A 20,922-nucleotide genomic window follows, 5' to 3' on the forward strand; every position below is an offset into this window, starting at 1 on the left:
GCATCCCCGCTTTCGCGGGGAGGACATATCCTGGGTGAATGCTCACCGCCCTTCCTCCACCGTCAGCACCTCGAGCGAGACCGTCACCCGATCGTCCGTGCGGCGGACATGCTCGACTGCCAGGTCCGCCACCAGATGGCCGCGCAGGCGCAGTTCCGCATCGGGCAGGCCGGCGATCCAGGCATCGAACGCCCCCGAGGGCGGGGCGGCGAGCGCGAAGAGGTGGCGCGCGCCGGTGAAGGTGGCGCTGGCCCAGCGCGTCCAGTCCGACTCGACCAGCGCGACCGGGCAGCCCGCCGCTTCCGCGCTCGCCTCCAGCGCACGGCGGAGCAGCGTTTCCGCATCGGGGCCGCGGCTCATTGCCCGGCCTCGCGCCGCGGGGGCTGCTGGGCGGCCAGGAACGCCTCGACCCGCGCGACGATGCGTGGGCCGGGTTCCCGGCCGCGGCGCAGGTCGAGCACGAAGCGCGGATCGCGCACCGCCAGCCGGCCGAACTTGGTGGGCGGCATGTCCGTCGCCCGAAGGAATTTCTCGATCTTGCGATGTACCGACATCCGCTTGTCTCCCGTCCGATTCGCTCAAGATCGTTCCTAATTTGTTCTCTATTTCCTACTTGTCTAGGAAAAATCCTACGGGTATGGAGACACTATGGGACCCGAGGCGCAACGAGCCGCGCTGGCGGCGCTGGTGGCGGAGAATGGCGCGAGCCTTTCCGAGCTTTCGCGGCTGCTCGGGCGCAATCTGGCCTATCTCCAGCAATATCTGGTGCGCGGCACGCCGCGGTTGCTGGCGGAGGCGGATCGCGCGTTGCTCGCGCGCTATTTCGGGGTAGCCGAGGCGCGGCTGGGCGGGCCCGAGGCGGCGGGGATGGTCGCGGTGGCGCGGCTCGACGTCGGCGCTTCGGCCGGCCCCGGCGGCCTGGTGGAGGGCGAGGCGCGGCGGCGGCCGGGGAGCTTCGCGCCTGAATTGCTGCGCGCGCTGGGCGTGCGCGCCGAGGCCGCCTCGATGATCCGGGTGAAGGGCGATTCGATGGCGCCGACGCTGGAGGACGGCGACGAGATACTGGTGGACCGCGATCGCCGCCGGATCGAGGGGCGGGGCGGGGTGTTCGTGATCCGGCTCGACGGCGAGCTGATGGTGAAGCGGCTGCGCGCGGGCGTGGGCGGGATCGAAGTGATCTCGGACAATCCGGCCTGGGAAGCGCGGATCGTGCCGGCGGCGCTGGTCGACGTGGTGGGGCGGGTGGCCTGGCTGGGCCGGGCGATCTGATCCTCTCTCTTCGGAAGGAGGGCCCGAACTACCGCCCCGTCCGCATCCGATCGACCAGCCACACCGCGATCAGCAGCGCGATGCCGACGCCCAGGCCGACGACGAAGCCGAACGAGGCCTCGCCGCGGGCGATGCCGGCGAACACGCCGACGATCAGGCTGAGCGCGAGCAGGAAGCCGCCGGCCATCGGCGTCTTGGAGGGGGTCTTGGTCATGATCGCCCCTCTGCCACGTCCCGGGCCGGGACGCCACCTGTGCCGAACCGGGGCAGGCGATACGGCGATTCCGGCATGGTTAGCGGAAATTCAGCATCGCATGGCGCGCGAAGCGGGGCGTTCCGCGAAACTGGCACGATGCGTGATTCCGCACGCGCATGGACATGATGCCTTATCTCGGCGATCGCCGCGAAATCGCCGACGCCAACGAACTCATCGCCCGGTTCGGCGAGCTTGCCGGCAGCGAGGCGGCGGCACTTGCCGACCGCAGCCGCGACCTTGGCAACCACATCCATTTCTGCCGCTGGCGCCAGATCGAGCGGCTGATCGTGCTGATGTCGGTCGGCCGCGCGGTGGGGACGGTGCACTGACGATCCAGGTCCTCCCCCAGCTTGTCTGGGGGAGGGGGACCGCGACGCGAAGCGGCGTGGTGGAGGGGCGGCGGTGGCACACCGCCGACTTCGCCGGCGGCCCCTCCACCATTCGCTGACGCGAACGGTCCCCCTCCCCGAGGCGAGCTCGGGGAGGAATTACCTGGCACGGACCCGAAACCATCGCGCGGCGTTCCTTGCGCGATGAACGCGCCCCAATTGCTTTCCGTCGGCGTGCTCGCCGGCATGATGCTGCTCTTCATCTGGGGGCGTTTCCGCTACGACATGGTCGCGGTGATCGCGCTGCTCGCCGCGCTGGCGCTGGGCATCGTCAGCCCCAAACAGGCCTTTACCGGCTTTTCCGACGACATCGTGATCATCGTCGCCAGCGCGCTCGTGCTCTCGGGTGCGGTGCAGCGCTCGGGCGTGATCGAGCGCGCGATGCTGGTGCTGCAGCGGCGGGTGACGCGGATCCGCTCGCAGCTGCTGCTGCTCTGCGCCTCGGTCGGCTTCGCCTCGGCCCTGGTCAAGAATATCGGGGCGCTGGCGATGATGATGCCGGTCGCCTTCCAGATGGCGAAGCGCTCGAACACCTCGCCCGCCGTCTATCTGATGCCGATGTCCTTCGCCTCGCTGCTCGGCGGGCTGATCACGCTGATCGGCACTTCGCCCAACATCATCGTCAGCCGCGTGCGCGAGGAGATGACCGGGCAGCCCTTCGGCATGTTCGACTATGCGCCGGTCGGGCTGGGGCTGACGCTGATGGGGCTGGTCTTCCTGCGCTTCGCCTATCGGCTGCTGCCGCGCGACCGGCGGGCCGCGCCGACCCTGGGCGAGGCGATCGACATCCAGGACTATGTGACCGAGGCGGAGATTCCCGCCGGATCGCCGGCGGTGGACGAGACCGTCGCCGCGTTTCGCGCGCGCCACGACCAGGAAGTGACGGTCACCGCGATCCTGCGCGCCGGCATCCGCGCGACGCCTTTTCCCGACACGGCGCTGCGGGCCGAGGACCGGCTGATCCTCACCGGCGCGCCCGACAGCCTGGAGCGCGTGATCGCCGGCGACCGGCTGGAGCTGGAGGGCTCGCAGCGCGAGCGGCCGGAGGGCGCCGAGGGCGAGGTGGGGGTGATCGAGGCGGTGATCGGCACCGACAGCCCGCTGATCGGGCGCAGCGCCGGGCGGCTGGGCCTGCACGAGCGCTTCGGCGTGAACCTGATCGCCGTCTCGCGCCAGGGCGAGCGGCTGGCGAGCCGGCTGGGCGCGATCGTGCTGCAGGCGGGCGACGTGATCGTGCTGCAGGGCCCGCTCGAGCTGCTGTTCGAGCGGCTGGGCGAGCTGGGCTGCCTGCCGCTCGCCCAGCGGACGCTGCGGCTGGGCAGTGCCCGCAAGGGGCTGCTGCCCGTCGCCATCCTGGCCGCGGCGATGGCGGCGACCGCACTCGGCTATGTGCCGGTGGCGGTGGCCTTCTTCGCGGCCGCCGGGCTCACCATCCTGCTCGGCGCGCTGCCGGTGCGCGAGGCGTACGACCATATCGAATGGCCGATCCTGGTGATGCTGGGCGCGCTGATCCCGGTCTCCGATTCGCTGCGGACCACGGGCGCGAGCCAGATCATCGGCGACTGGCTGGGGCAGCTCGCCGCGACGCTGCCGCCCTGGGGCGCGGTGGCGCTGATCCTGGCGGCGGCGATGGCGGTGACACCGTTCCTCAACAACGCCGCGACCGTGCTGGTGATGGCGCCGATCGCCGCCACTTTCGCGGGGCAGCTCGGCTATCGCCCCGAGGCGTTCCTGATGGCGACCGCGGTGGGCGCGGGCTGCGACTTCCTCACGCCGATCGGCCATCAGTGCAACACGCTGGTGATGGGGCCGGGGGGCTATCGGTTCGGCGACTATGCCCGGCTGGGTGCGCCGCTTTCGGTGTTGGTGCTGGTGGTGGGGACGCCGCTGATCCTATGGGTATGGCCGGTATTCTGACGGGAGTCGCACAGATGGAACGGATGGCGCGGATCGAGCGGACGGGCGGGCCCGAGGTGATCGGGTGGAGCGATGTCGCGCTGGCGCCGCCGGGCCCGGGCGAAGTGCGGATGCGCAACACCGCGGTGGGGCTCAATTTCATCGACACCTATCACCGCTCGGGCCTGTACCCGGTGCCGCTGCCGAGCGGGCTGGGCGGCGAGGCGGCGGGCGTGGTCGAGGCGGTGGGCGAGGGCGTGACCGACTTCGCGGTCGGCGACCGGGTGGCGACCTTCGGGCCGGGGCTGGGCGCCTATGCGACCGCGCGCAACGTGCCGGCGAAGATCCTGTTCGCGCTGCCCGACGATATCGGCGACGAGACTGCGGCGGCGGCCCTGCTCAAGGGCGGCACGGTGGAGTTCCTGGTCGAGCGCTGCGCCCGGGTCGAGCCCGGCTGGACGGTGCTCGTCCATGCCGCGGCGGGCGGCGTGGGGCAGATCGCCGTGCGCTGGCTGAAGGCGATCGGCGCGACGGTGATCGCGACGGTGGGGCATGGCGACAAGGTCGCGCCGGCGCGCGCGGCGGGGGCGGACCATGTGCTGCTCGCGCGCGAGGACGACATCGCGGCGCGGGTGCGCGAGATCACCGGCGGCGCGGGCGTGGAAGTGGTGCTCGACGGCGTCGGCAAGGCGACCTGGGAGGCGTCGCTGGCGTCGGCCCGGCGGCGCGGGCTGGTGGTGAGTTTCGGCAATGCCAGCGGGCCGGTGGAGGGCGTGGCGCTGGGCGCGCTGGCCCGGGCGGGCTCGCTCTACGTGACCCGGCCGACGATGTTCGACTATTATGTGACGCCGGAGGAGCGCGCCGCGGGCAGCGCCCGGCTGTTCCAGATGCTGCGCTCGGGCGCGGTGCGGGTGGACGTCAACCAGCGGTTCGCGCTGGAAGACGCGGCCGAGGCCCACCGGGCGCTGGAGGCGGGCCGGACGACGGGATCGACGATCCTGCTGCCCTGAGAGAGGGGAGGCTATACTGGGGCTTCCCGATGATCTCCCTCTCTCCGCTTGCGGGGAGAGGGAGGAGGTCAGATGCTGTTCGGATCGACGCGCTGCTGGATCGGGCGGCGCTCGACTCTTTCGGTGGTGGTGCGCGTCTCGGTCTGGCCGCCCCGGGTGATCGTCCAGGCGACGACGCGGGTGCGGCGGCTGACGGTGCCGGCCAGGTCGATCGTCACCTTGATCGTGCCTGAGACCTGGTCGCCCGCATGCGCCTTGCGGGCGGCGTCCAGGCCGAGCGCCTGCCCGCTGAGCTCGGCCGCCGCGACATCGGCCCGGGCCAGCTCGTCGCGGATGGTCGCGGGGTCGACCGCCAGCTCGGCGGTGAAGCCCTTGCCGTCGGGCCTGGCCCTGAGCGGTGCCGGGCGCGCCGCCTGGGCATCGGCATAGGGAGCGCCGTCGACGAGCTTCAGCTGGCCGATCGCGAAGGCATCCACCGTGCGCAGCGCCACGTCGGGGTCGCACTCGACGCGAAAGGCCGTCCAGCCGGCGACCCAATGGCCGCATGCCGCGCGCGTCAGGCCGGCGTCCTTCAGCCATTTGTCGATCCGCCCCTCCAGCTCGGCGCGGTCGCGCAGCTGGCGCGGACCGTCCTGGGGCTGGAGCACGCGGACCGGGAAGGTCCAGTCGCCTCCCTGGCTGCCGGGCGGCAGGCTGAATTCGAGCTCGGCCCCGGCCGGCGTCACCGCGACGATGCGCTCGATCAGCGCGTCGCTGTTCTGCGTGCTGCGCATCGTGCCGGGGCCGCGCTGCTCGACCAGGGTGGTGCGGACGAGCTGGAACCGGTCGCCGGCCTGCTGCGCCGCCGCGAGGGACGGCGCGAGCAGCGCGAGCGGGAGGAGGAAGGCCGCGCGCATCACGCCAGCGCGCCGACCATCGCCTTCACTTCCATGAACTCGGCCAGGCCGAACTTGCCGTGCTCGCGGCCATTGCCCGATTGCTTGTAGCCGCCAAAGGGCAGGTTCGGATCCGGCTGGCCGCCATTCACATAGACCATGCCGGCGCGCAGCCGCGGCGCGACGCGCTTCACGGCGGCAGCGTCGCCGAAGACGACCGCGGACAGGCCGTAATCGGTGTCGTTGGCGATGCGGACCGCGTCTTCCTCGTCCTCATAGGGGATGATCGTCACCACCGGGCCGAAAATCTCCTCGCGGGCGATCGTCATGTCGTTCCGCACGCCCGAGAAGAGCGTCGGGCGGACGAAATAGCCGGTCTCGACGCCGTCCGGCCGGCCGGGGCCGCCGGCCTCCAGCCTGGCGCCTTCCTCCATGCCCCGGGCGATCAGGCCCTGGACCTTCTCCCACTGGGTCTTGTTGACCAGCGGGCCGATATGGCGGCCTTCCTCGGCCGGGTCGCCGGTATGGGTGGCCTTCATCACTTCGGCGGCGGCGGCGGCGACCTGTTCCTGCATGCCCTTGGGCACGAGCAGCCGGGTGGGGGCGATGCAGCTCTGCCCCGAATTCATCAGCACGCTGAACAAGGTGGTCTGCACCGCGCGGCCGAGATCGGCGCCCTCGAGCATCAGCGAGGGCGACTTGCCGCCCAGCTCCTGATGCACGCGCTTGACTGTCTCCGCGGCATTCTTCGCGACGAGCACCCCGGCCCGGGTGGAGCCGGTGAAGCTCACCATGTCGACGCCCTTGTGGCGCGAAAGCGCGGTGCCGACGCCGGGCCCGTCGCCATTGACGAGGTTGAACACGCCCGCGGGCACCCCGGCGGCGGCGAGCACCTCGGCGAAGATCATCGCGCAGCGCGGCGCTTCCTCGCTGGGCTTGAGCACCATGGTGCAGCCGGCGGCGAGCGCGGGCGCGACCTTGGAGACGATCTGGTTGAGCGGCCAGTTCCAGGGCGTGATCATCGCGACGACGCCGATGGGCTCGTGCACGACCAGGCTGTTGCCGATCTGCTCCTCGAACTGGAATTCCTGGAGCGCCTTGGCGGCGGACATCAGATGGCCGAGGCCGGAGCCGACCTGCGCGGTCCGGGCCAGGCTGATCGGGGCGCCCATTTCCTGGCTGATCGCCTCGGCCATGTCGCCGGCGCGCGCCTTGTATTCGGCGAGGATCGCCTCGATCAGCGCCACCCGCTCGTCGACGCTGGTGCGCGAGAAGCTCTCGAACGCCTTGCGCGCCGCGGCGACGGCGCGGTCGACATCGGCCGGCGAGCCCAGTGTGATCTCGGTCACGGCTTCCTCGGTGGCGGGGTTGATCACTTCGTGCCGGGTGCCGCCCTGGCTCTCGACCCACTCGCCCCCGATGAACTGCTTAAGATAGCTGCGCATCACTCGCCTCTCCGATTCGAATTTAAGGTATGGAAATGGCGAGTGCGCGCGGGGCTTGCAAGGCGGAAGCGTGCGCCGGCCGAAGCGAAGCCTCGCCATGGCCGCGGAAACCGGGCCAGTTCGCCTGGCCGGACGGGCAGTCTCCACACAAAATTCGCTGCGCCGCAACAAGGATGTCATGAATGGCGGCCAACGGCTTCGCGACGGGGGGAAGGGGATCGCTCCCCCGCAAACAGGGAGCTCATCATGTCCATCCGCTACGCGTTGCTCGCGCTTGCCAGTCCGATCGCCCTGCTCGCCGCCACCGATGCGGCCGCGCAGGAAGCCGCCAGGACCCAGCCGGAAGCCGCCGCGGCGGCGGAGGACAGGGCCGGCGACAGCGAGATCGTCGTCACCGCGCAGCTGGTCGAGCAGCGGCCGATGGACGTGCCGTTCGCGCTCACCGCGCTGCAGGGCAAGTTCCTCGACGACCTGGGCATCACCGAGTTCGACCGGCTCGGCCAGTTCGTGCCCGGCTTCGACGTGCAGAACCAGAGCCCGAACAATCCCGGCTTCGTGATGCGCGGCATCACCTCGGATTCGGGCAGCGCTTTCAACGAGCCGCGCGTCTCGGTCTTCCAGGACGGCGTGTCGATCTCCAAGTCGCGCGGTTCCTATGTCGAGCTGTTCGACATGGAGCGGGTGGAGGTGGCCAAGGGCCCGCAATCGACGCTCTACGGCCGCGGCGCGCTGATCGGCGCAGTCAACCTGGTCCAGGCCAAGGCCGATCCGCACAATGCCTATGGCTATGTCTATGGCCAATATTCGAACTTCAACGGCTATCGGATCGACGAGACGGTGAACCTGCCGCTCGGCGGCGATGTCGGCATCCGGGTCGCCAGCCGGATCAAGCAGCGCGACGGCTATGTCGCCAACCTGCTCGGCGGCGAGGCTTTCAACGGCATCAAGTCCGAAGCGGTGCGCGGTTCGTTGCGCTGGGCGCTGGGCGCCTTCACGTTCGATCTGATCGGCAACTACCAGCACGACAAGGCGAGCGGCACGTCGTTCAAGTCGATCGCCTACAACCCGACCGACCCGGTCACCGGCGCGGTGATCGGCGATCGCGGGCGCAATTCGGGCGCGGCGCTGGCGAGCCCGGGCAGCTTCGAGCGCGGCCGTCCGCTCGGCCTCGACCGCGATGTGTGGGGCGTCACCGGCATCGCCAATTATGATTTCTCGCCCAACCTCTCGCTCAACGCGATCGGCTCGTACCGCAAGTTCGCCGGCATCGAGATCTTCGACGCGGACGGCATCTCGCTTCCCGCGCTGACCGCGGCGGAGGATGCGCAGGGCAACCAGACCATGGGCACGCTGCGCCTCACCTGGAAGAACGACCGGTTCACGGCGTTCGTCGGCGGCACCTATTTCCGCGAGAACGGCTTCCAGCGCACGCCGTCGCAGTTCGACGAGCGGGTGGCGCTGGCACGGCTCACCAACGCGCTGAACGGCGGCGGTGCCATTCCGGGCCGGCCGGCGAGCGACCCGGCACCGCTGGCGCTGTTCTCGAACACCGCCTTTACCGGCCAGCTGCTCCAGGGCGTGGCGGGTGCCTATGGCGTGGCGCTGTCGAGCGCGCAGGCCCAGGCGATCGCGGCGAACCTCAAGTCCGGCCACCAGGAGACCAGCACCAATTACGGCCGCACCGAGAGCTGGGACCTGTTCGGCGACGTGACCTTCAACGTCGCCGAGGGGCTCGAGATCGGCGGCGGCATCCGCTGGAGCCATGACGCGAAGACCACCGGCTTCTCCTCCGCGGTGAGCAACGGGCGCTCGATCCTGGGCGGGTTCATCGGCGCGCTCGCCCAGCCCGCGGCGACGCGCACCGCTCTGCTCGGCGCGCTGGCCGTGCCGGGCGCCGCGAACATCCCGACCTCGGCGCTCTATCCGGTGCCGCTGTTCGGCCTGGGCCTGCAGCCCAGCGGCTCCAACGGCCAGCTCTACAGCGCCGACCATAAGGACAGCGGCTTCACCTGGCGCGCCACCGCCAAGTACGAGATCTCGCCCGAGGCCAATGTCTACGCCACCTATGCGCGCGGCCGGCGCCCCGAGATACTGAGCGTGAGCGCGCCCGCCGCGCCGGGCGGCGCGGCCCGGTTCAGCGTGCTGCCTTCGGAAACGGTGGACAGCTACGAGGCCGGCCTGAAGACGGCGCTCGCCGACCGCACGCTCTTCATCGACGGTTCGGTGTTCTATTATCGCTACTCGAACTTCCAGACGACCGAGCAGCAGGGGACGGTGTTCGTCACCGTCAATGCCGGCCGGGCCGAGAGCTATGGCTTCGAGGGGCAGGTGAGCTGGCGTCCGGCGCGCTGGGTCAATCTGTTCGGCAGCTATGCCTATAACCATAGCCGCTTCGCGCGCGGCGCGCGCGACGGCAACCGCTTCCGCCTCTCGCCCGATCACAGCGCCGCGCTGGCGGTGCAGTTCAAGGTTCCGGCGGGGCCTGTGACGATCGACTTCACGCCGAGCGTCACCTGGCAGTCCAAGGTGTTCTTCGACGACGACAACGACCTGCCGGCGCTGCAGCGGAACAATCTGGTGCCGGACCTGGTGCAGGACGAAGTGCAGGGCGGCTATGCGCTGGCCGATGCGCGGCTCGGCCTGGAGACCGCGGATGGCCGCTGGCGGTTCGAGGGCTTCGTCACCAACGCCTTCAACCGCAAGTATATCAAGGATGCCGGCAATACCGGCGACGCGCTGGGCATGCCGACCTTCATCGCGGGCGAGCCGCGCATCTATGGCATCGCCGCGAGCCTGCGGATCGGCAAGCGCTAAGCTGTACCAGGGTTAAAAGGGGGATGCGCCCGGTCCCTCGGGGCCGGGCGTATTTTGGCTCGGCGCCTCGCGCGTTCGGGCGGCATCAGGAAGGCGGCGGGTCGTCCTTGTCCGGCGCGGCCGGCGCGGCTCCGGGCACGCCTCCGGGGATCGGAGCGGCGGAGAAGGGGAGGAGGGAGCCGATCTGGCCCGCCACGTTCCCGATCTGGATACCCGGCCCCATCTGGATACCTAGCCCTGGCTGCGAGTCGGGATGGATGGCGAGCGCACTGCCCAGCGGAGCGCCGAGCTTGCCGATGGCATGCCCGAAAATGCCCTGCGGCGCAGCTTGGGGCGAGATGGGCAGGAACGGCAGGCCGATGCCGGGGAATTGCACCGCGAGGCCCTTGATGCCCAGGCCTTCGGCGATCACGTCTCCGGACGGGAGGCCGAGGGGAATGGGCAGCGCGCCGATGGGTGAAATCGGGTCCGGCCCCGGAATTCCGGGCAGCGTCGCGGGGCCCGGCGCCCGCTCCGTGTCGGCGGGGCGATCATCCTCGTCCATCTCGGCTCCTTGTTGCGGGTGGGGCGGATCGGGCCAGCCTAATGCGCGCAGGCGGGGCCCGTCGAGTCCGGCGGCGGCGCGCGAGGCTCCCGAAACGGAAAAGGGGCGCCCGGACAAGCTCCGGACGCCCCCTTGTCCCTTGCCCGAAGGCGCGGCGCTCAGGCCGAATAGTACATGTCGTACTCGACCGGCGACGGCGTCATCTCCCAGCGGGCGACCTCGCCGCGCTTGATCTCGACATAGGCCTCGATCTGGTCCTTCGAGAACACGTCGCCCTTGAGCAGGAAGTCCATATCGGCTTCCAGGCTGTCGAGCGCCTCGCGGAGCGAGCCGCACACCGTCGGCACCTGCGACAGCTCGGCCGGCGGCAGGTCGTACAGGTTCTTGTCCATCGGGTCGCCCGGGTGGATCTTGTTCTGGATGCCGTCCAGGCCGGCCATCAGCAGCGCCGCATAGCAGAGATACGGGTTGGCCAGCGCGTCCGGGAAGCGGAACTCGACGCGCTTCGCCTTGGTGCCCGCGCCGTACGGGATGCGGCACGAAGCCGAGCGGTTGCGCGACGAATAGGCGAGGAGCACGGGGGCTTCATAGCCCGGCACCAGGCGCTTGTAGCTGTTGGTGGTCGGGTTGGTGAAGGCGTTGAGTGCCTTGGCATGCTTGATCACGCCGCCGATGAAATAGAGGCAGGCGTCCGACAGGCCGGCATAGCCGTTGCCCGCAAAGGTGTTGGCGCCCTTCTCCCAGATCGAGATATGGGTGTGCATGCCCGAGCCATTATCTTCCTTGATCGGCTTCGGCATGAAGGTCGCGGTCTTGCCGTACGCATGCGCGACCTGGTGCACGACATATTTGTAGATCTGCATGCGGTCGGCGGTCTGGACCAGCGTGCCATAGGTCAGGCCCAGCTCGTGCTGCGCCGCGGCGACCTCGTGGTGATGCTTGTCGCAGGGCAGGCCCATCTCGAGCATCGTCGCGACCATCTCGCCGCGGATGTCGACGGCCGAGTCGACCGGCGCGACGGGGAAATAGCCGCCCTTGGCGCGCGGGCGGTGGCCGAGATTGCCGGCCTCATATTCCTTGCCCGAATTGCCCGGCAGCTCGATGTCGTCGATCGCGTAGTAGCTGGTCGAATAGCTGTTCTCGAAGCGGACGTCGTCGAACATGAAGAACTCGGCCTCGGGGCCGACATATACCGTGTCGCCGATGCCGAGCGACTGGAGATAGGCTTCCGAGCGCTTCGCGGTGCTGCGCGGGTCGCGGGCATAGAGCTCGCCGGTCGAGGGCTCGACGATGTCGCAGACCAGGATCAGCATCGGGGTGGCCGAGAAGGGATCGATCCACACCGCGTCCAGATCCGGCTTCAGGATCATGTCGGACTCGTTGATCGCCTTCCAGCCCTCGATCGAGGAGCCGTCGAACATCAGGCCGTCGGTCAGCTCGTCCTCGCCGATCACCTTGGCGACCATGGTGAGGTGCTGCCACTTGCCCTTGGGATCGGTGAAGCGGAGATCGATCCACTCGATCTCGTTGTCCTTCACCATCTTCAGAACGTCGCTGGCCGAATTCGCCATTGTTAAGCCCTTTCGCTCGCTTTCGTTGACCCGACGAATCGGGAAAGAATCTTGCCCAAAACGGGCGCTACATCGACGCTATGTTGCGGCGCGTCAAATCGCGTTTTCGTTGCGCTCGCCGGTGCGGATGCGGAGTGCCGTCTCGACGGGGATCACGAAGATCTTGCCGTCGCCGATCCGGCCGGTCTGCGCCGCGGCGGCGACCGCTTCGACCACGCGGTCGGCAAGCGAATCCTCGACCACTACCTCGAGCTTCACCTTGGGAAGGAAGTCCACGACATATTCAGCGCCGCGATAGAGCTCGGTATGGCCCTTCTGGCGGCCGAAGCCCTTGGCCTCGGTGACGGTGATGCCGGAGACGCCGACTTCGTGCAGCGCTTCCTTCACTTCGTCGAGCTTGAACGGCTTGATGATCGCTTCGATCTTTTTCACGGTTTCCCCCGAGGCACATGAGGCTTGCCTGTCCGCGCGTCTGGCAAACTTCGTGCCAGAGGCGGGACTCGGCTCGTCCTCTCGGTTGCACGCGCCGCGCCGCTTTAACAAGTGCCTATCAAATGGGCAGCGCGCCACGAGGTGCCGGATTTGGCGGCAGCAGCGAAAGCGTTGCCCGGCGGCAACAAATTGTCGGTGATCGGTTTGTGGAACCGTTTCGGCGGAATCGCGTTGGGGCGACGAGCGTACCGGGGTGCGATGTATGCAGCCTATGCCCATGGACCTGCCTGCCGAACTGCATCGGCGCGGGAGCGATCTGCCGGATGGCGACGTGATCGTCGCCACGGGGCCGCTCGTCATCATGGCGCACGGGTTGCTGGCGCTCGATCCCGAGGCGCGGAAAACATGCTGGATTCACAGCGAGATCGGCGATCTGGACGCGGCGGGAGCCGAGGAACAGCTATCGTTCTGGTCGGGCACGCCGCATTGAAGGCGCGCCGTTCCCGGCAAATTCCATAATTTACGTAATGCCGTTTACTATTCCCGTGAAGTATTAGTGTCCAAAATGGGAGTAATGTCTCCGGAAAGTCGCATTGACTCCCCAGTCGATATGGGGATTCATCATGCGAATTGTTCGAATCGGCTCGTGCTTGACTGTGCACGGGCGAGCGAGCCCCGGCGGCGGTGCGGCCCACTCCCTCCACCCGCCGCATGCGTCCGCCCGGCCCTCCAGCCGCTGGCGGACGCACCCGTTGCGGAGACTATTGGCCGTATGCGGGCCTTCAACAGGCCGTGGCGGAGCGCTTCGACAAGGCGGCCGGGTGATTCAATAAGGCGGGTTGTCGAGGCCCTTGGGGCTCTTGGTGAAGATCTCGCAGCCGGTCTCGGTGATGCCGATCGAATGCTCGAACTGCGCCGAAAGCGAGCGGTCGCGCGTCACCGCGGTCCAGCCGTCATCGAGCAGCTTCACGTCCGGCCGGCCGATGTTGATCATCGGCTCGACGGTGAAGAACATGCCGGGGCGCAGCTCCGGGCCGGTGCCGGGGCGGCCGACATGGACGACTTCGGGCGCGTCGTGGAAGATCTGGCCCAGGCCATGCCCGCAGAAATCGCGGACCACGCCGTAGCGATGCTTCTCGGCATGGCGCTGGATGGCATGGGCGACGTCGCCGAGATGGTTGCCGGGCCTGGCCTGTTCGAGCCCGAGCATCAGGCACTCATAGGTGACGTCGACCAGCCGGCGTGCCTTGATGCCGACATCGCCGACCAGGAACATGCGGCTGGTGTCGCCGTGCCACCCGTCGAGCATCGGCGTCACGTCGATATTGACGATATCGCCGTCCTTCAGCGTCTTGTCGCTCGGGATGCCGTGGCAGACGACATGGTTGATCGAGATGCAGCAGCTGTGCGTATAGCCGCGATAGCCGAGCGTGGCGGGGACGCCGCCGGCGGCGACGGTCATCTCGCGGACGATGTCGTCCAGCTCGGCAGTGGCGACGCCCGGCACGACATGGGGGACGAGCGCGTCGAGGATCTCGGCGCCGAGGCGGCCGGCGCGGCGCATGCCCTCGAAGCCTGCCGGGCCGTGGAGCTTGATCGCGCCATCGCGGGCCTGGAGCATGTCGGCGGTAACGGTCACATATTCGGTCATCGGGGGGATATAGGCCGGTCGGCGCCGTTTTTCGAGAGGCAGAAACGCTCGCCGAGCCGGGCGAATGCCGCGCCGCCGCTCTCCGCCGCGCGACGCTTCGCCGCATCGGGGAAGCGCGCCGGGTTGGTGTGGTTCAGATGGATGAATCGGACCTTGGCGGCTAGCGCGGGCGGCAGGCGGCGGATCGTGTCGGCGATGCGAGGGTGGGGAACGCTCTTCATCCGCGCGGGGTCGCCGAGCTCGGTATCGTCGAAGAAGGTGCCGTCGAGATAGGCGACGTCCACCCGGGCCAGCATGTCCTCGAGCCGCTGGTCCCATTTGTCCCAGCCGTCGATGTCCGGGAGGTAGAGCGCGCTTCGCCCGCGGCCGGCGATGACGAAGCCCACCGTTTCCGAATATTCGTCGCGGTGCGGGACGAGATAGGGGGTGACGGTGATGCCGTCGGGCAGCCGGGTGGCGGCGCCGGCGGCGAGCGGCCGGAGCGCGATATTGTCCAGGCTGACGAGCTGGCTCCAGGGGCCGTTGTTCCGCAGGAACTCGGCCATGCGCGGCATGGCGTGGACGGGAACGCCCCGGCTGTTCGCCGATTCCCGGCCGAGGAACATCAGCCCGGCATAATGGCCGATATGCGCATGGGTGAGGAAGATGCCGTCGATGCCGAGGCCCGGCGTGCGCTTCGGGTCGTGCATGTCGAGCCATTCCAGCTGCTCGCGCAGGTCCGGCGTGGCGTCGAACAGATAGCGCGCGCCGCTGGCGTGATCGACCAGGGCGAGCGAGGCGGCCCAGGCCCGCAGGCTCGGGTCTCGCCAGGCGGGATCTTCGGGATGGCCGATCTGGGGCGTGCCGGCATCCTGCGAGGTGCCGAGCACCACCAGCTCGGCCTGGCAGGGAGCGGCGGCGGCAAGCGCGAGCGCGGCGAGCGTCGAAAGCATGATCGGAACGCTAGGCGCGGACGGCGCATGCGTCTATGCCGGTCCCATGGGCGAACGCATCTGGACGGCTGGGCTGGCGGTGATCGGCGACGAGATCCTCTCGGGCCGCACGCAGGACAAGAACATCGCCCAGATCGCGAGCTGGCTGAACGTGCAGGGCATCCGCCTGGCCGAGGTGCGGGTAGTGCCGGATGTCGAGGCGCGGATCGTCGAGGCGGTGAACGCCCTGCGCGAGCGCTACGATTATTGCTTCACGACCGGCGGGATCGGGCCGACGCACGACGACATCACCGTCGATGCCATTGCGGCGGCCCTGGGCGTCGGCGTGGTGATCCACCCCCAGGCCCGGGCGGTGCTGGAGCGCTATTACGAGACACGCGGCGGGCTGACCGACGCGCGGCTGCGCATGGCGCGAGTGCCGGAGGGCGCCGAGCTGATCCCGAATCGCATGTCCGGCGCGCCGGGCATCCGTCTGGGCAATCTCTTCATCCTGGCGGGGGTGCCGCACATCACGGCGGGCATGCTCGACGCGCTGACCGGGACGCTGGAGGGCGGGCGACCGGTGCTTTCGCGCACGATCGGCACCTGGGTGGCGGAGAGCGAGATCGCCGAGTTCCTGGGCGAGACCGAGCGCGCGCACGAAGGCGTGGCGATCGGCAGCTATCCTTTTTTCCGCGACGGCCGCACCGGCGCGAACTTCGTGGTCCGCGCGACCGAGCAGGCGCTGCTCGACGCGTGCGGAGACGCGCTGATCCAGGGGCTGGCGGAGCGGGGGCTGGAGGCGGTTGAGGGCGGGATCTGACTTTCCGGGGGGATGGGGCATGACGGAATCGAAGCGGCCATTCGGCTTCTGGACGGCGACCGCGCTGGTGATCGGCAACATGATCGGTTCGGGCTTCTTCGCGTTGCCCGCCCAGCTCGCGCCCTATGGCTTCACCAGCGTGGCGGCCTGGATCGCGGCGATCGCGGGGGCGCTGGTGATCGCCTGGGTGATCGCCGGCCTCTCGCGTGCGATGCCCGAGGCGACGGGAACGCTGGCGATCTGCGCGCGTGCGCTCGGGCCGCTCCCCGGCGTGCTGATCGCCTGGACGATGTGGGTGGGCGTGTGGGCGGCGAACGCGTTCATCGCGCTCACCGCGGTGCGCTATCTGGCGGTGTTCTGGCCGCCCCTGGCCGAGTCTTCGCTCAGCCTGGTGCTGGCGGCGGTGGCGCTGCTCTGGGGGATCACCCTGCTCAACCTGCGCGGGGCGCGGGCCGCCGGCGAGTTCCAGGTCGTGACGACCTTGGTCAAGCTCGTGCCGCTCGCCGCGATCGTGCTGCTGCTCGCCCAGCTCGGTGCCAAGGGCGACCTTGCCGCCAGCGCGCATCCGCACACGCCGTTCGATGCCGGCCAGCTGGCATCGGCGGTGACGCTCGCCTTCTTCGCGATGGTCGGGTTCGAATGCGCCGGGGTCGCCGCCGAGCGGGTGCGCGATCCGGGCCGGATCATCCCGCGCGCCACGCTGACCGGCGTGGGGCTGACCGGGCTGCTGTACCTGATCGCCTGTTCGGGGATCATCTTCGCGATGCCGCAGGGATCGGTGGCGGGCGCCAATGCGCCGGTGGCGCTGTTCGTCGAGACCTTCTGGGGGCATTGGGCCGGGCTGGCAGTGGCCGGCTTCGCCGCGGTGGCCGCGATCGGCGCGCTCAACGGCTGGGTGCTCCTGCAGGGCGAGGTGCCGCTGGGCATGGCGCGCGCGGGCGTGATCCCCGCCCGGATCGGCCGGACCAGCGGGCGTGACGTGCCGGTGGCGGCGCTGCTCGCGTCGAGCCTGCTCGCCAGCGTGCTGGTGCTCAGCAACGTCTCGCGCGATACCGCCGCCATCTACGACTTCATGCTGCGGGTGACGACGGCGGCGACGCTGTGGTTCTATGCCGGCACCTGCCTGTCCGCGCTGGTGCTGGGCGTGGTGCGGCCCGCCGCCGCCATCGGGCTGGTCTTCGCGCTCTGGGCGATCTGGGGCGCGGGCTATGAGGCGATCGGGCTCAGCCTGTTGCTGATGGCGACGGCGATCCCGCTCTATCTGATGCGCGGCTCAGCCGAGCAGGCGGCCGAGGAGGCTGCGATCCCTTAGGATCTCGTGCGCGGCATTGTGCCCCGGCGCGCCGGTGACGCCGCCGCCGGGATGGGTGCCGGCGCCGCACATGTAGAGCCCCCGGATCGGCCCGCGATAGTCGCCATGGCCCAGCACCGGCCGGGCGGCCCAGAGCTGGTCGAGCGACATGTGGCCGTGCATGATGTCGCCGCCGACCAGGCCGAACTTGCGCTCCAGGTCGAGCGGCGAGTGGATCTGGCGCGCGATCACCGATGCCTTGAAGTTGGGTGCGTGCCTGGTGACGGTATCGATGATGCGGTCGGCGGCGGCCTCGCGGTGCCAGTCCCAGTCCAGGCCGGGCGCGAATTGCTGGCAGAACAGTGCGGCGACATGCTGCCCCGGCGGGGCGAGGCTGTCGTCCACGGTGGAGGGGATGGTCATCTCGACGATCGGCTCGTCGGACATGCCCCTGGCCCGCGCGCTCGTATAGGCGCGGTCCATATAGTCGAGCGTCGGGCAGATCATGATGCCGGCGGTGTGATGCTCGCCGGGGCCGGGCAGCACCGTGAAGTCCGGCAGCTCGGAGAGCGCGACGTTCATCCGGAAGGTGCCGGAGCCGGCCTTGTACCGGTCCATCCGCCGGGCGAAGTCGGCGGGCAGGTCGGCGCGGTCGACCAGCCGGCGATAGAGCAGGGCGGGGCCGATATTGGCGGCGACGGTGCCGGCGGCGATCTCCTCGCCGCTCTCCAGCCGCACGCCGGAAACCCTGTTCCCATCGACCAGCAGCTTCGCGACCGGGGCTTCCAGGCTGATCTCGACCCCGGCCTCGGCACAGGCTTCGGCCATCAGCCGGGTGATCATGCCCATCCCGCCGATCGAATGGCCCCAGGCGCCCTTCTTGCCGTTCACTTCGCCGAAGACATGGTGGAGCAGCACATAGGCGCTGCCGGGCGTATCGGGGCTGGCATAGTTGCCGACCACGGCGTCGAAGCCGAAGGCCGCCTTGACATAGTCGTTCTCGAACCAGCCATCCAGGAAGTCGCGCGCCGACTTGACGAACAGGTCCATCGCGTCACGCTGCGCCTCGATCGGCATGCCCGCCAGCTTGCGGCCCTGCGCGGCGGCGGCGAGCAGCGCGCGGATGCCGCCGCCGGCATTGGGCGGTGTCCTGAGCGCCATGTCGCGCAGCACCGCGGCGACGCGCTCCAGCGCTTCCTCGTAGCGGGGCAATGCCTCGGCATCCCGGGCCGAGAAGCGGGCGAACTCGGCGCGGGTGCGCGCATGCCCGCCGCCCAGCTTCAGATAGCCGCCATCGTGCGGCAGGAAATTGGAGATCTGCCGCTCGACCACGCGCCAACCGCGCGCCGGGAGCTTCATGTCGGCGATCACTTTGGGGCGGAGCAGGCTGACCGTGTAGCTGGCGGTGGAGTTGCGGAAGCCGGGGTGGAATTCCTCGGTCACCGCCGCGCCGCCGACGATGTGGCGCCGCTCCAGCACCCGGACCTTCAGGCCGGCGCGGGCAAGGTAGAAGGCGCAGACGAGTCCATTATGCCCGCCCCCGATGATCAGGGCGTCGTATCTGGCGGTCATCGGCTCCCTCTTCACTGTTGCATGGGCTTACAATGCGAACGGGATATCCGCCATCGCCGCGTATGGCCGAAAGCCAGGACCTGCATGCATATGATATGGGCGCATGCGAAGGATTGTCTCGAAAGCAAGGAGAAGCACGATGCCGATCCCCGCGACAGTGGGCGCGTTCGCTATAGTTCCGCATAACGACCTTGCCGCCGCGATCCCATTCTGGGAGCGGCTGGGCTTCACTCGGGTCGGGGGCGATGCCGCCTATGCGATCATGACCGGCTGGGGCTGCGAGGTGAACCTCACCCAGGCGGGGTCCGGCCCATGGCGGGTGCCGGAAGAGCACAACCCGTTCGGCGTCTTCATCCGCACGCCCGAAGTGGAGGCGATCGCCGCCCTGGTGGACGATCTGGTCATCCGCCCCGGCGGCGTGCTGCGCCACCGGGAATGGGGCCTGTACGAAGTGGGCATCGCCGGCCCGGACGGCATGCTGATCCGCATCGGCTGGCCGTCCCGGCTGATGGAGCAGCCGCCGTCCCCCGATGGCGGCGACCCGGCCTGAACCGCCGGGAAGTGCCGCTGCGGCTGGCCGTTGGCCCGCTGGGATCGCGCTTCTTCCTGTGCCGGCAAGATAGCGGGCCCCCGGCTCAAGGCTGGGGTGACGAAGGAAGAAAGCTGAATCCTCGATTCGGGTTCATTGCGTCAGGCCCTTGAGCAGGAACTTGTAGTACACGATCGACGGCGCGATCTCGCTGAGCGGCGTGCGCTCGTTGAGGCCATGGGCGAAGCTGTCCGAACCCTTCATGAAGATCGGGCTGACGCCGTAGCTCGGCACGCCCTTGGCGCGGAACCACATCGAATCGCTGGCGCCCGCCGACATCGCCGGCACGATCGGCACGCCGGGGAAGCGGGCGTGGATGCCGTCCGCGACCAGCTTCATCAGGTCGGGCCGCAGCGGCGAGGCGGGGCTGGCGACGGTGCCGCTGTCGAGCGTCCTGAGCTTGAGCTCGGGATCGCCGACCACCTTCGTCAGCGTCGCCGCGACGGCCGCGACCGAGGTACCCGGGAAGATGCGGCAATTGATGTTGGCGGTGGCGCGCTGGGGCAGCGCGTTGGTCGCATGGCCGGCATTGACCATGGTGGCCACGCAGGTGGTGCCGGTCTGGCCGATCAGCCCGGGCTCCGAGCGCAGCACGGCAAGCGCCTTGGCGTCGCGCTGGTTGGCCATGAACGCGCGCATCGCCGCGGCCATGTCCGGATCGGCGGTCTTCGCGCCCTGGACGAAGCCGGCGCGGGTGATGGCGTTGATCTCGCCGGGGAACTGATATGCCTCGATCTTCGCCAGCGCATGGGCGAGCGAATAGATGGCGTTGCTCCTGGTCGGCGCGCTCGAATGGCCGCCGGGATTGGTGAAGGTCAGCTCGTAATCGGCATAGGTCTTCTCGGCGCCCTGCAGGCCGAAGATCTCGGGCTTGCCGTGCTCGTCGAGCGCGCCGCCGCCGCCGTCGATGTTCAAGAGCAGCTCGCCGTCATGATATTGCTCGGCCATCGCGGCGGTGGTCTTCATGCTGGTCTCCTCGTCGCCCGAGGCGAGGAGAATGATGTCGCGCGACGGCCGGTAGCCTTCGCGCTTCAGCTGGATCAGCGTGGCGACCATGGTCGAGAGGTCGTATTTCATGTCGGTCGCGCCGCGGCCGAAGATATAGCCGTTCTCGACGATCGGCGTGAACGGATCGCGGGTCCAGTCCTCGGGCCTGGCCTCGACCACGTCCATATGGCCGGAGATGTAGATCGGCTTGGCGGCCTTGTCGGCACCCGGATAGCGGGCCGCGAGCCAGGCGGTGTCGCCGATCCGCTCGATGCGGATGTCGGCGGGATCGAAGCCTCCGGCGACGAGCTGGGCCTTCAGATAGGCGGCATAGTCGGGCGTCTGGTTGCCCGGCCCGGCGACGGTGCGGAAGGCGATGCCGCGCTTGAGCAGCTCGAGCGCCTGGGCTTCCGCCTGGGGGTTTTGCTGCGCCCGGGCGACGGATCCGGTGAACGCCATCGCGACCAGCGCCGCACCTGCCAGAACCCGCATCTCGATCTCCTTGCTGTCCGGTCACGCTAGCGGGCGCAGGGGGGAGGTCAATTGCGGGGTTCCGCTTTTCTTTTTGCGATCCCGGGAGGCTCGATTAGGGAGCGG

General features: G+C 69.2%; 21 protein-coding genes. 9 read left to right on the forward strand and 12 right to left on the reverse strand.

Annotation, left to right across the window (positions count from 1 at the left end; translation table 11 throughout):
* Positions 1 to 42 precede the first annotated feature (42 nt).
* Complete coding sequence (locus ACIQCS_RS16975; RefSeq protein WP_345848181.1) at positions 43 to 360, reverse strand: hypothetical protein; 318 nt, start codon at positions 358 to 360, stop codon at positions 43 to 45.
* A complete protein-coding gene (locus tag ACIQCS_RS16980; RefSeq protein WP_345848179.1) occupies positions 357 to 554 on the reverse strand; it encodes a hypothetical protein in 198 nt (65 codons plus the stop codon). The genes ACIQCS_RS16975 and ACIQCS_RS16980 overlap by 4 nt, the downstream gene beginning before the upstream one ends.
* Before the next feature lie 94 nt (positions 555 to 648).
* Here ACIQCS_RS16980 and ACIQCS_RS16985 point away from each other — a divergent pair, with 94 nt between their 5' ends.
* Positions 649 to 1,269 (forward strand): S24 family peptidase, encoded by a 621-nt coding sequence (locus tag ACIQCS_RS16985; protein ID WP_345848177.1) that lies wholly within the window; start codon positions 649 to 651, stop codon positions 1,267 to 1,269.
* 28 nt (positions 1,270 to 1,297) lie between these two features.
* On the opposite strand, the gene ACIQCS_RS16990 is transcribed toward ACIQCS_RS16985, so the two are convergent.
* Positions 1,298 to 1,483 carry a hypothetical protein gene (locus ACIQCS_RS16990; RefSeq protein ID WP_345848175.1) on the reverse strand — a complete coding sequence of 62 codons (186 nt, stop codon included), beginning with the start codon at positions 1,481 to 1,483 and terminating at the stop codon, positions 1,298 to 1,300.
* Between the two features lie 158 nt (positions 1,484 to 1,641).
* Here ACIQCS_RS16990 and ACIQCS_RS16995 point away from each other — a divergent pair, with 158 nt between their 5' ends.
* From ACIQCS_RS16995 to ACIQCS_RS17005, 3 genes are all read left to right on the forward strand, one after another.
* Positions 1,642 to 1,854: a hypothetical protein gene (locus ACIQCS_RS16995; protein ID WP_179188372.1), complete on the forward strand. Its 213-nt coding sequence runs from the start codon at positions 1,642 to 1,644 to the stop codon at positions 1,852 to 1,854.
* Positions 1,855 to 2,058: 204 nt separating this feature from the next.
* Positions 2,059 to 3,831 (forward strand): SLC13 family permease, encoded by a 1,773-nt coding sequence (locus ACIQCS_RS17000; protein WP_345848174.1) that lies wholly within the window; start codon positions 2,059 to 2,061, stop codon positions 3,829 to 3,831.
* Between the two features lie 14 nt (positions 3,832 to 3,845).
* Complete coding sequence (locus ACIQCS_RS17005; RefSeq protein WP_345848173.1) at positions 3,846 to 4,820, forward strand: quinone oxidoreductase; 975 nt, start codon at positions 3,846 to 3,848, stop codon at positions 4,818 to 4,820.
* Positions 4,821 to 4,888: 68 nt separating this feature from the next.
* Here the strand turns inward: ACIQCS_RS17005 and ACIQCS_RS17010 are convergent, their stop codons facing one another.
* A complete protein-coding gene (locus ACIQCS_RS17010) occupies positions 4,889 to 5,719 on the reverse strand; it encodes a hypothetical protein (RefSeq protein ID WP_401531363.1) in 831 nt (276 codons plus the stop codon).
* Positions 5,716 to 7,140 carry an aldehyde dehydrogenase family protein gene (locus ACIQCS_RS17015; protein WP_345848170.1) on the reverse strand — a complete coding sequence of 475 codons (1,425 nt, stop codon included), beginning with the start codon at positions 7,138 to 7,140 and terminating at the stop codon, positions 5,716 to 5,718. Before ACIQCS_RS17015 ends, ACIQCS_RS17010 begins: the two co-directional genes overlap by 4 nt.
* Positions 7,141 to 7,386: 246 nt before the next feature.
* On the opposite strand from ACIQCS_RS17015, the gene ACIQCS_RS17020 reads away from it, so the two are divergent.
* A complete protein-coding gene (locus ACIQCS_RS17020) occupies positions 7,387 to 9,954 on the forward strand; it encodes a TonB-dependent receptor domain-containing protein (protein WP_345848168.1) in 2,568 nt (855 codons plus the stop codon).
* 85 nt (positions 9,955 to 10,039) lie between these two features.
* Here ACIQCS_RS17020 and ACIQCS_RS17025 read toward each other — a convergent pair whose 3' ends face one another.
* The 3 genes from ACIQCS_RS17025 to ACIQCS_RS17035 form a co-directional block, all read right to left on the reverse strand.
* Complete coding sequence (locus ACIQCS_RS17025) at positions 10,040 to 10,498, reverse strand: hypothetical protein (protein WP_345848166.1); 459 nt, start codon at positions 10,496 to 10,498, stop codon at positions 10,040 to 10,042.
* A 158-nt stretch (positions 10,499 to 10,656) separates the two neighbouring features.
* Positions 10,657 to 12,069, reverse strand: coding sequence for a type I glutamate--ammonia ligase (glnA, locus tag ACIQCS_RS17030; RefSeq protein ID WP_345848164.1), 1,413 nt, complete (start codon positions 12,067 to 12,069; stop codon positions 10,657 to 10,659).
* Positions 12,070 to 12,162: 93 nt separating this feature from the next.
* Positions 12,163 to 12,501, reverse strand: coding sequence for a P-II family nitrogen regulator (locus ACIQCS_RS17035; RefSeq protein WP_086131131.1), 339 nt, complete (start codon positions 12,499 to 12,501; stop codon positions 12,163 to 12,165).
* Between the two features lie 277 nt (positions 12,502 to 12,778).
* Between ACIQCS_RS17035 and ACIQCS_RS17040 the strand changes: the two genes are divergently transcribed.
* A complete protein-coding gene (locus tag ACIQCS_RS17040) occupies positions 12,779 to 12,991 on the forward strand; it encodes a hypothetical protein (protein WP_280278968.1) in 213 nt (70 codons plus the stop codon).
* A 336-nt stretch (positions 12,992 to 13,327) separates the two neighbouring features.
* Here ACIQCS_RS17040 and map read toward each other — a convergent pair whose 3' ends face one another.
* Entirely contained in the window at positions 13,328 to 14,152 is an 825-nt protein-coding gene (gene map, locus ACIQCS_RS17045) for a type I methionyl aminopeptidase (protein ID WP_345848159.1), read from the reverse strand.
* The gene (locus ACIQCS_RS17050) at positions 14,149 to 15,084 is read right to left on the reverse strand and encodes an MBL fold metallo-hydrolase (protein ID WP_345848156.1); all 936 of its coding nucleotides are present in this window, start codon (positions 15,082 to 15,084) and stop codon (positions 14,149 to 14,151) included. Before ACIQCS_RS17050 ends, map begins: the two co-directional genes overlap by 4 nt.
* A 46-nt stretch (positions 15,085 to 15,130) precedes the next feature.
* Here ACIQCS_RS17050 and ACIQCS_RS17055 point away from each other — a divergent pair, with 46 nt between their 5' ends.
* Positions 15,131 to 15,886 (forward strand): molybdopterin-binding protein, encoded by a 756-nt coding sequence (locus tag ACIQCS_RS17055; protein ID WP_345851997.1) that lies wholly within the window; start codon positions 15,131 to 15,133, stop codon positions 15,884 to 15,886.
* Between the two features lie 19 nt (positions 15,887 to 15,905).
* Positions 15,906 to 17,198: an amino acid permease gene (locus tag ACIQCS_RS17060; protein ID WP_345848155.1), complete on the forward strand. Its 1,293-nt coding sequence runs from the start codon at positions 15,906 to 15,908 to the stop codon at positions 17,196 to 17,198.
* On the opposite strand, the gene ACIQCS_RS17065 is transcribed toward ACIQCS_RS17060, so the two are convergent.
* Positions 17,160 to 18,749 (reverse strand): NAD(P)/FAD-dependent oxidoreductase, encoded by a 1,590-nt coding sequence (locus tag ACIQCS_RS17065; protein WP_345848154.1) that lies wholly within the window; start codon positions 18,747 to 18,749, stop codon positions 17,160 to 17,162. The genes ACIQCS_RS17060 and ACIQCS_RS17065 overlap by 39 nt on opposite strands.
* Before the next feature lie 139 nt (positions 18,750 to 18,888).
* Here ACIQCS_RS17065 and ACIQCS_RS17070 point away from each other — a divergent pair, with 139 nt between their 5' ends.
* Entirely contained in the window at positions 18,889 to 19,299 is a 411-nt protein-coding gene (locus ACIQCS_RS17070; RefSeq protein ID WP_345848153.1) for a VOC family protein, read from the forward strand.
* 132 nt (positions 19,300 to 19,431) lie between these two features.
* On the opposite strand, the gene ACIQCS_RS17075 is transcribed toward ACIQCS_RS17070, so the two are convergent.
* A complete protein-coding gene (locus ACIQCS_RS17075; RefSeq protein ID WP_345848152.1) occupies positions 19,432 to 20,817 on the reverse strand; it encodes a M20/M25/M40 family metallo-hydrolase in 1,386 nt (461 codons plus the stop codon).
* Between the last annotated feature and the right edge of the window lie 105 nt (positions 20,818 to 20,922).

The sequence above is a fragment of the Sphingomonas sp. NPDC092440 genome, assembly GCF_044754985.1.
Classification (GTDB): domain Bacteria; phylum Pseudomonadota; class Alphaproteobacteria; order Sphingomonadales; family Sphingomonadaceae; genus Sphingomonas.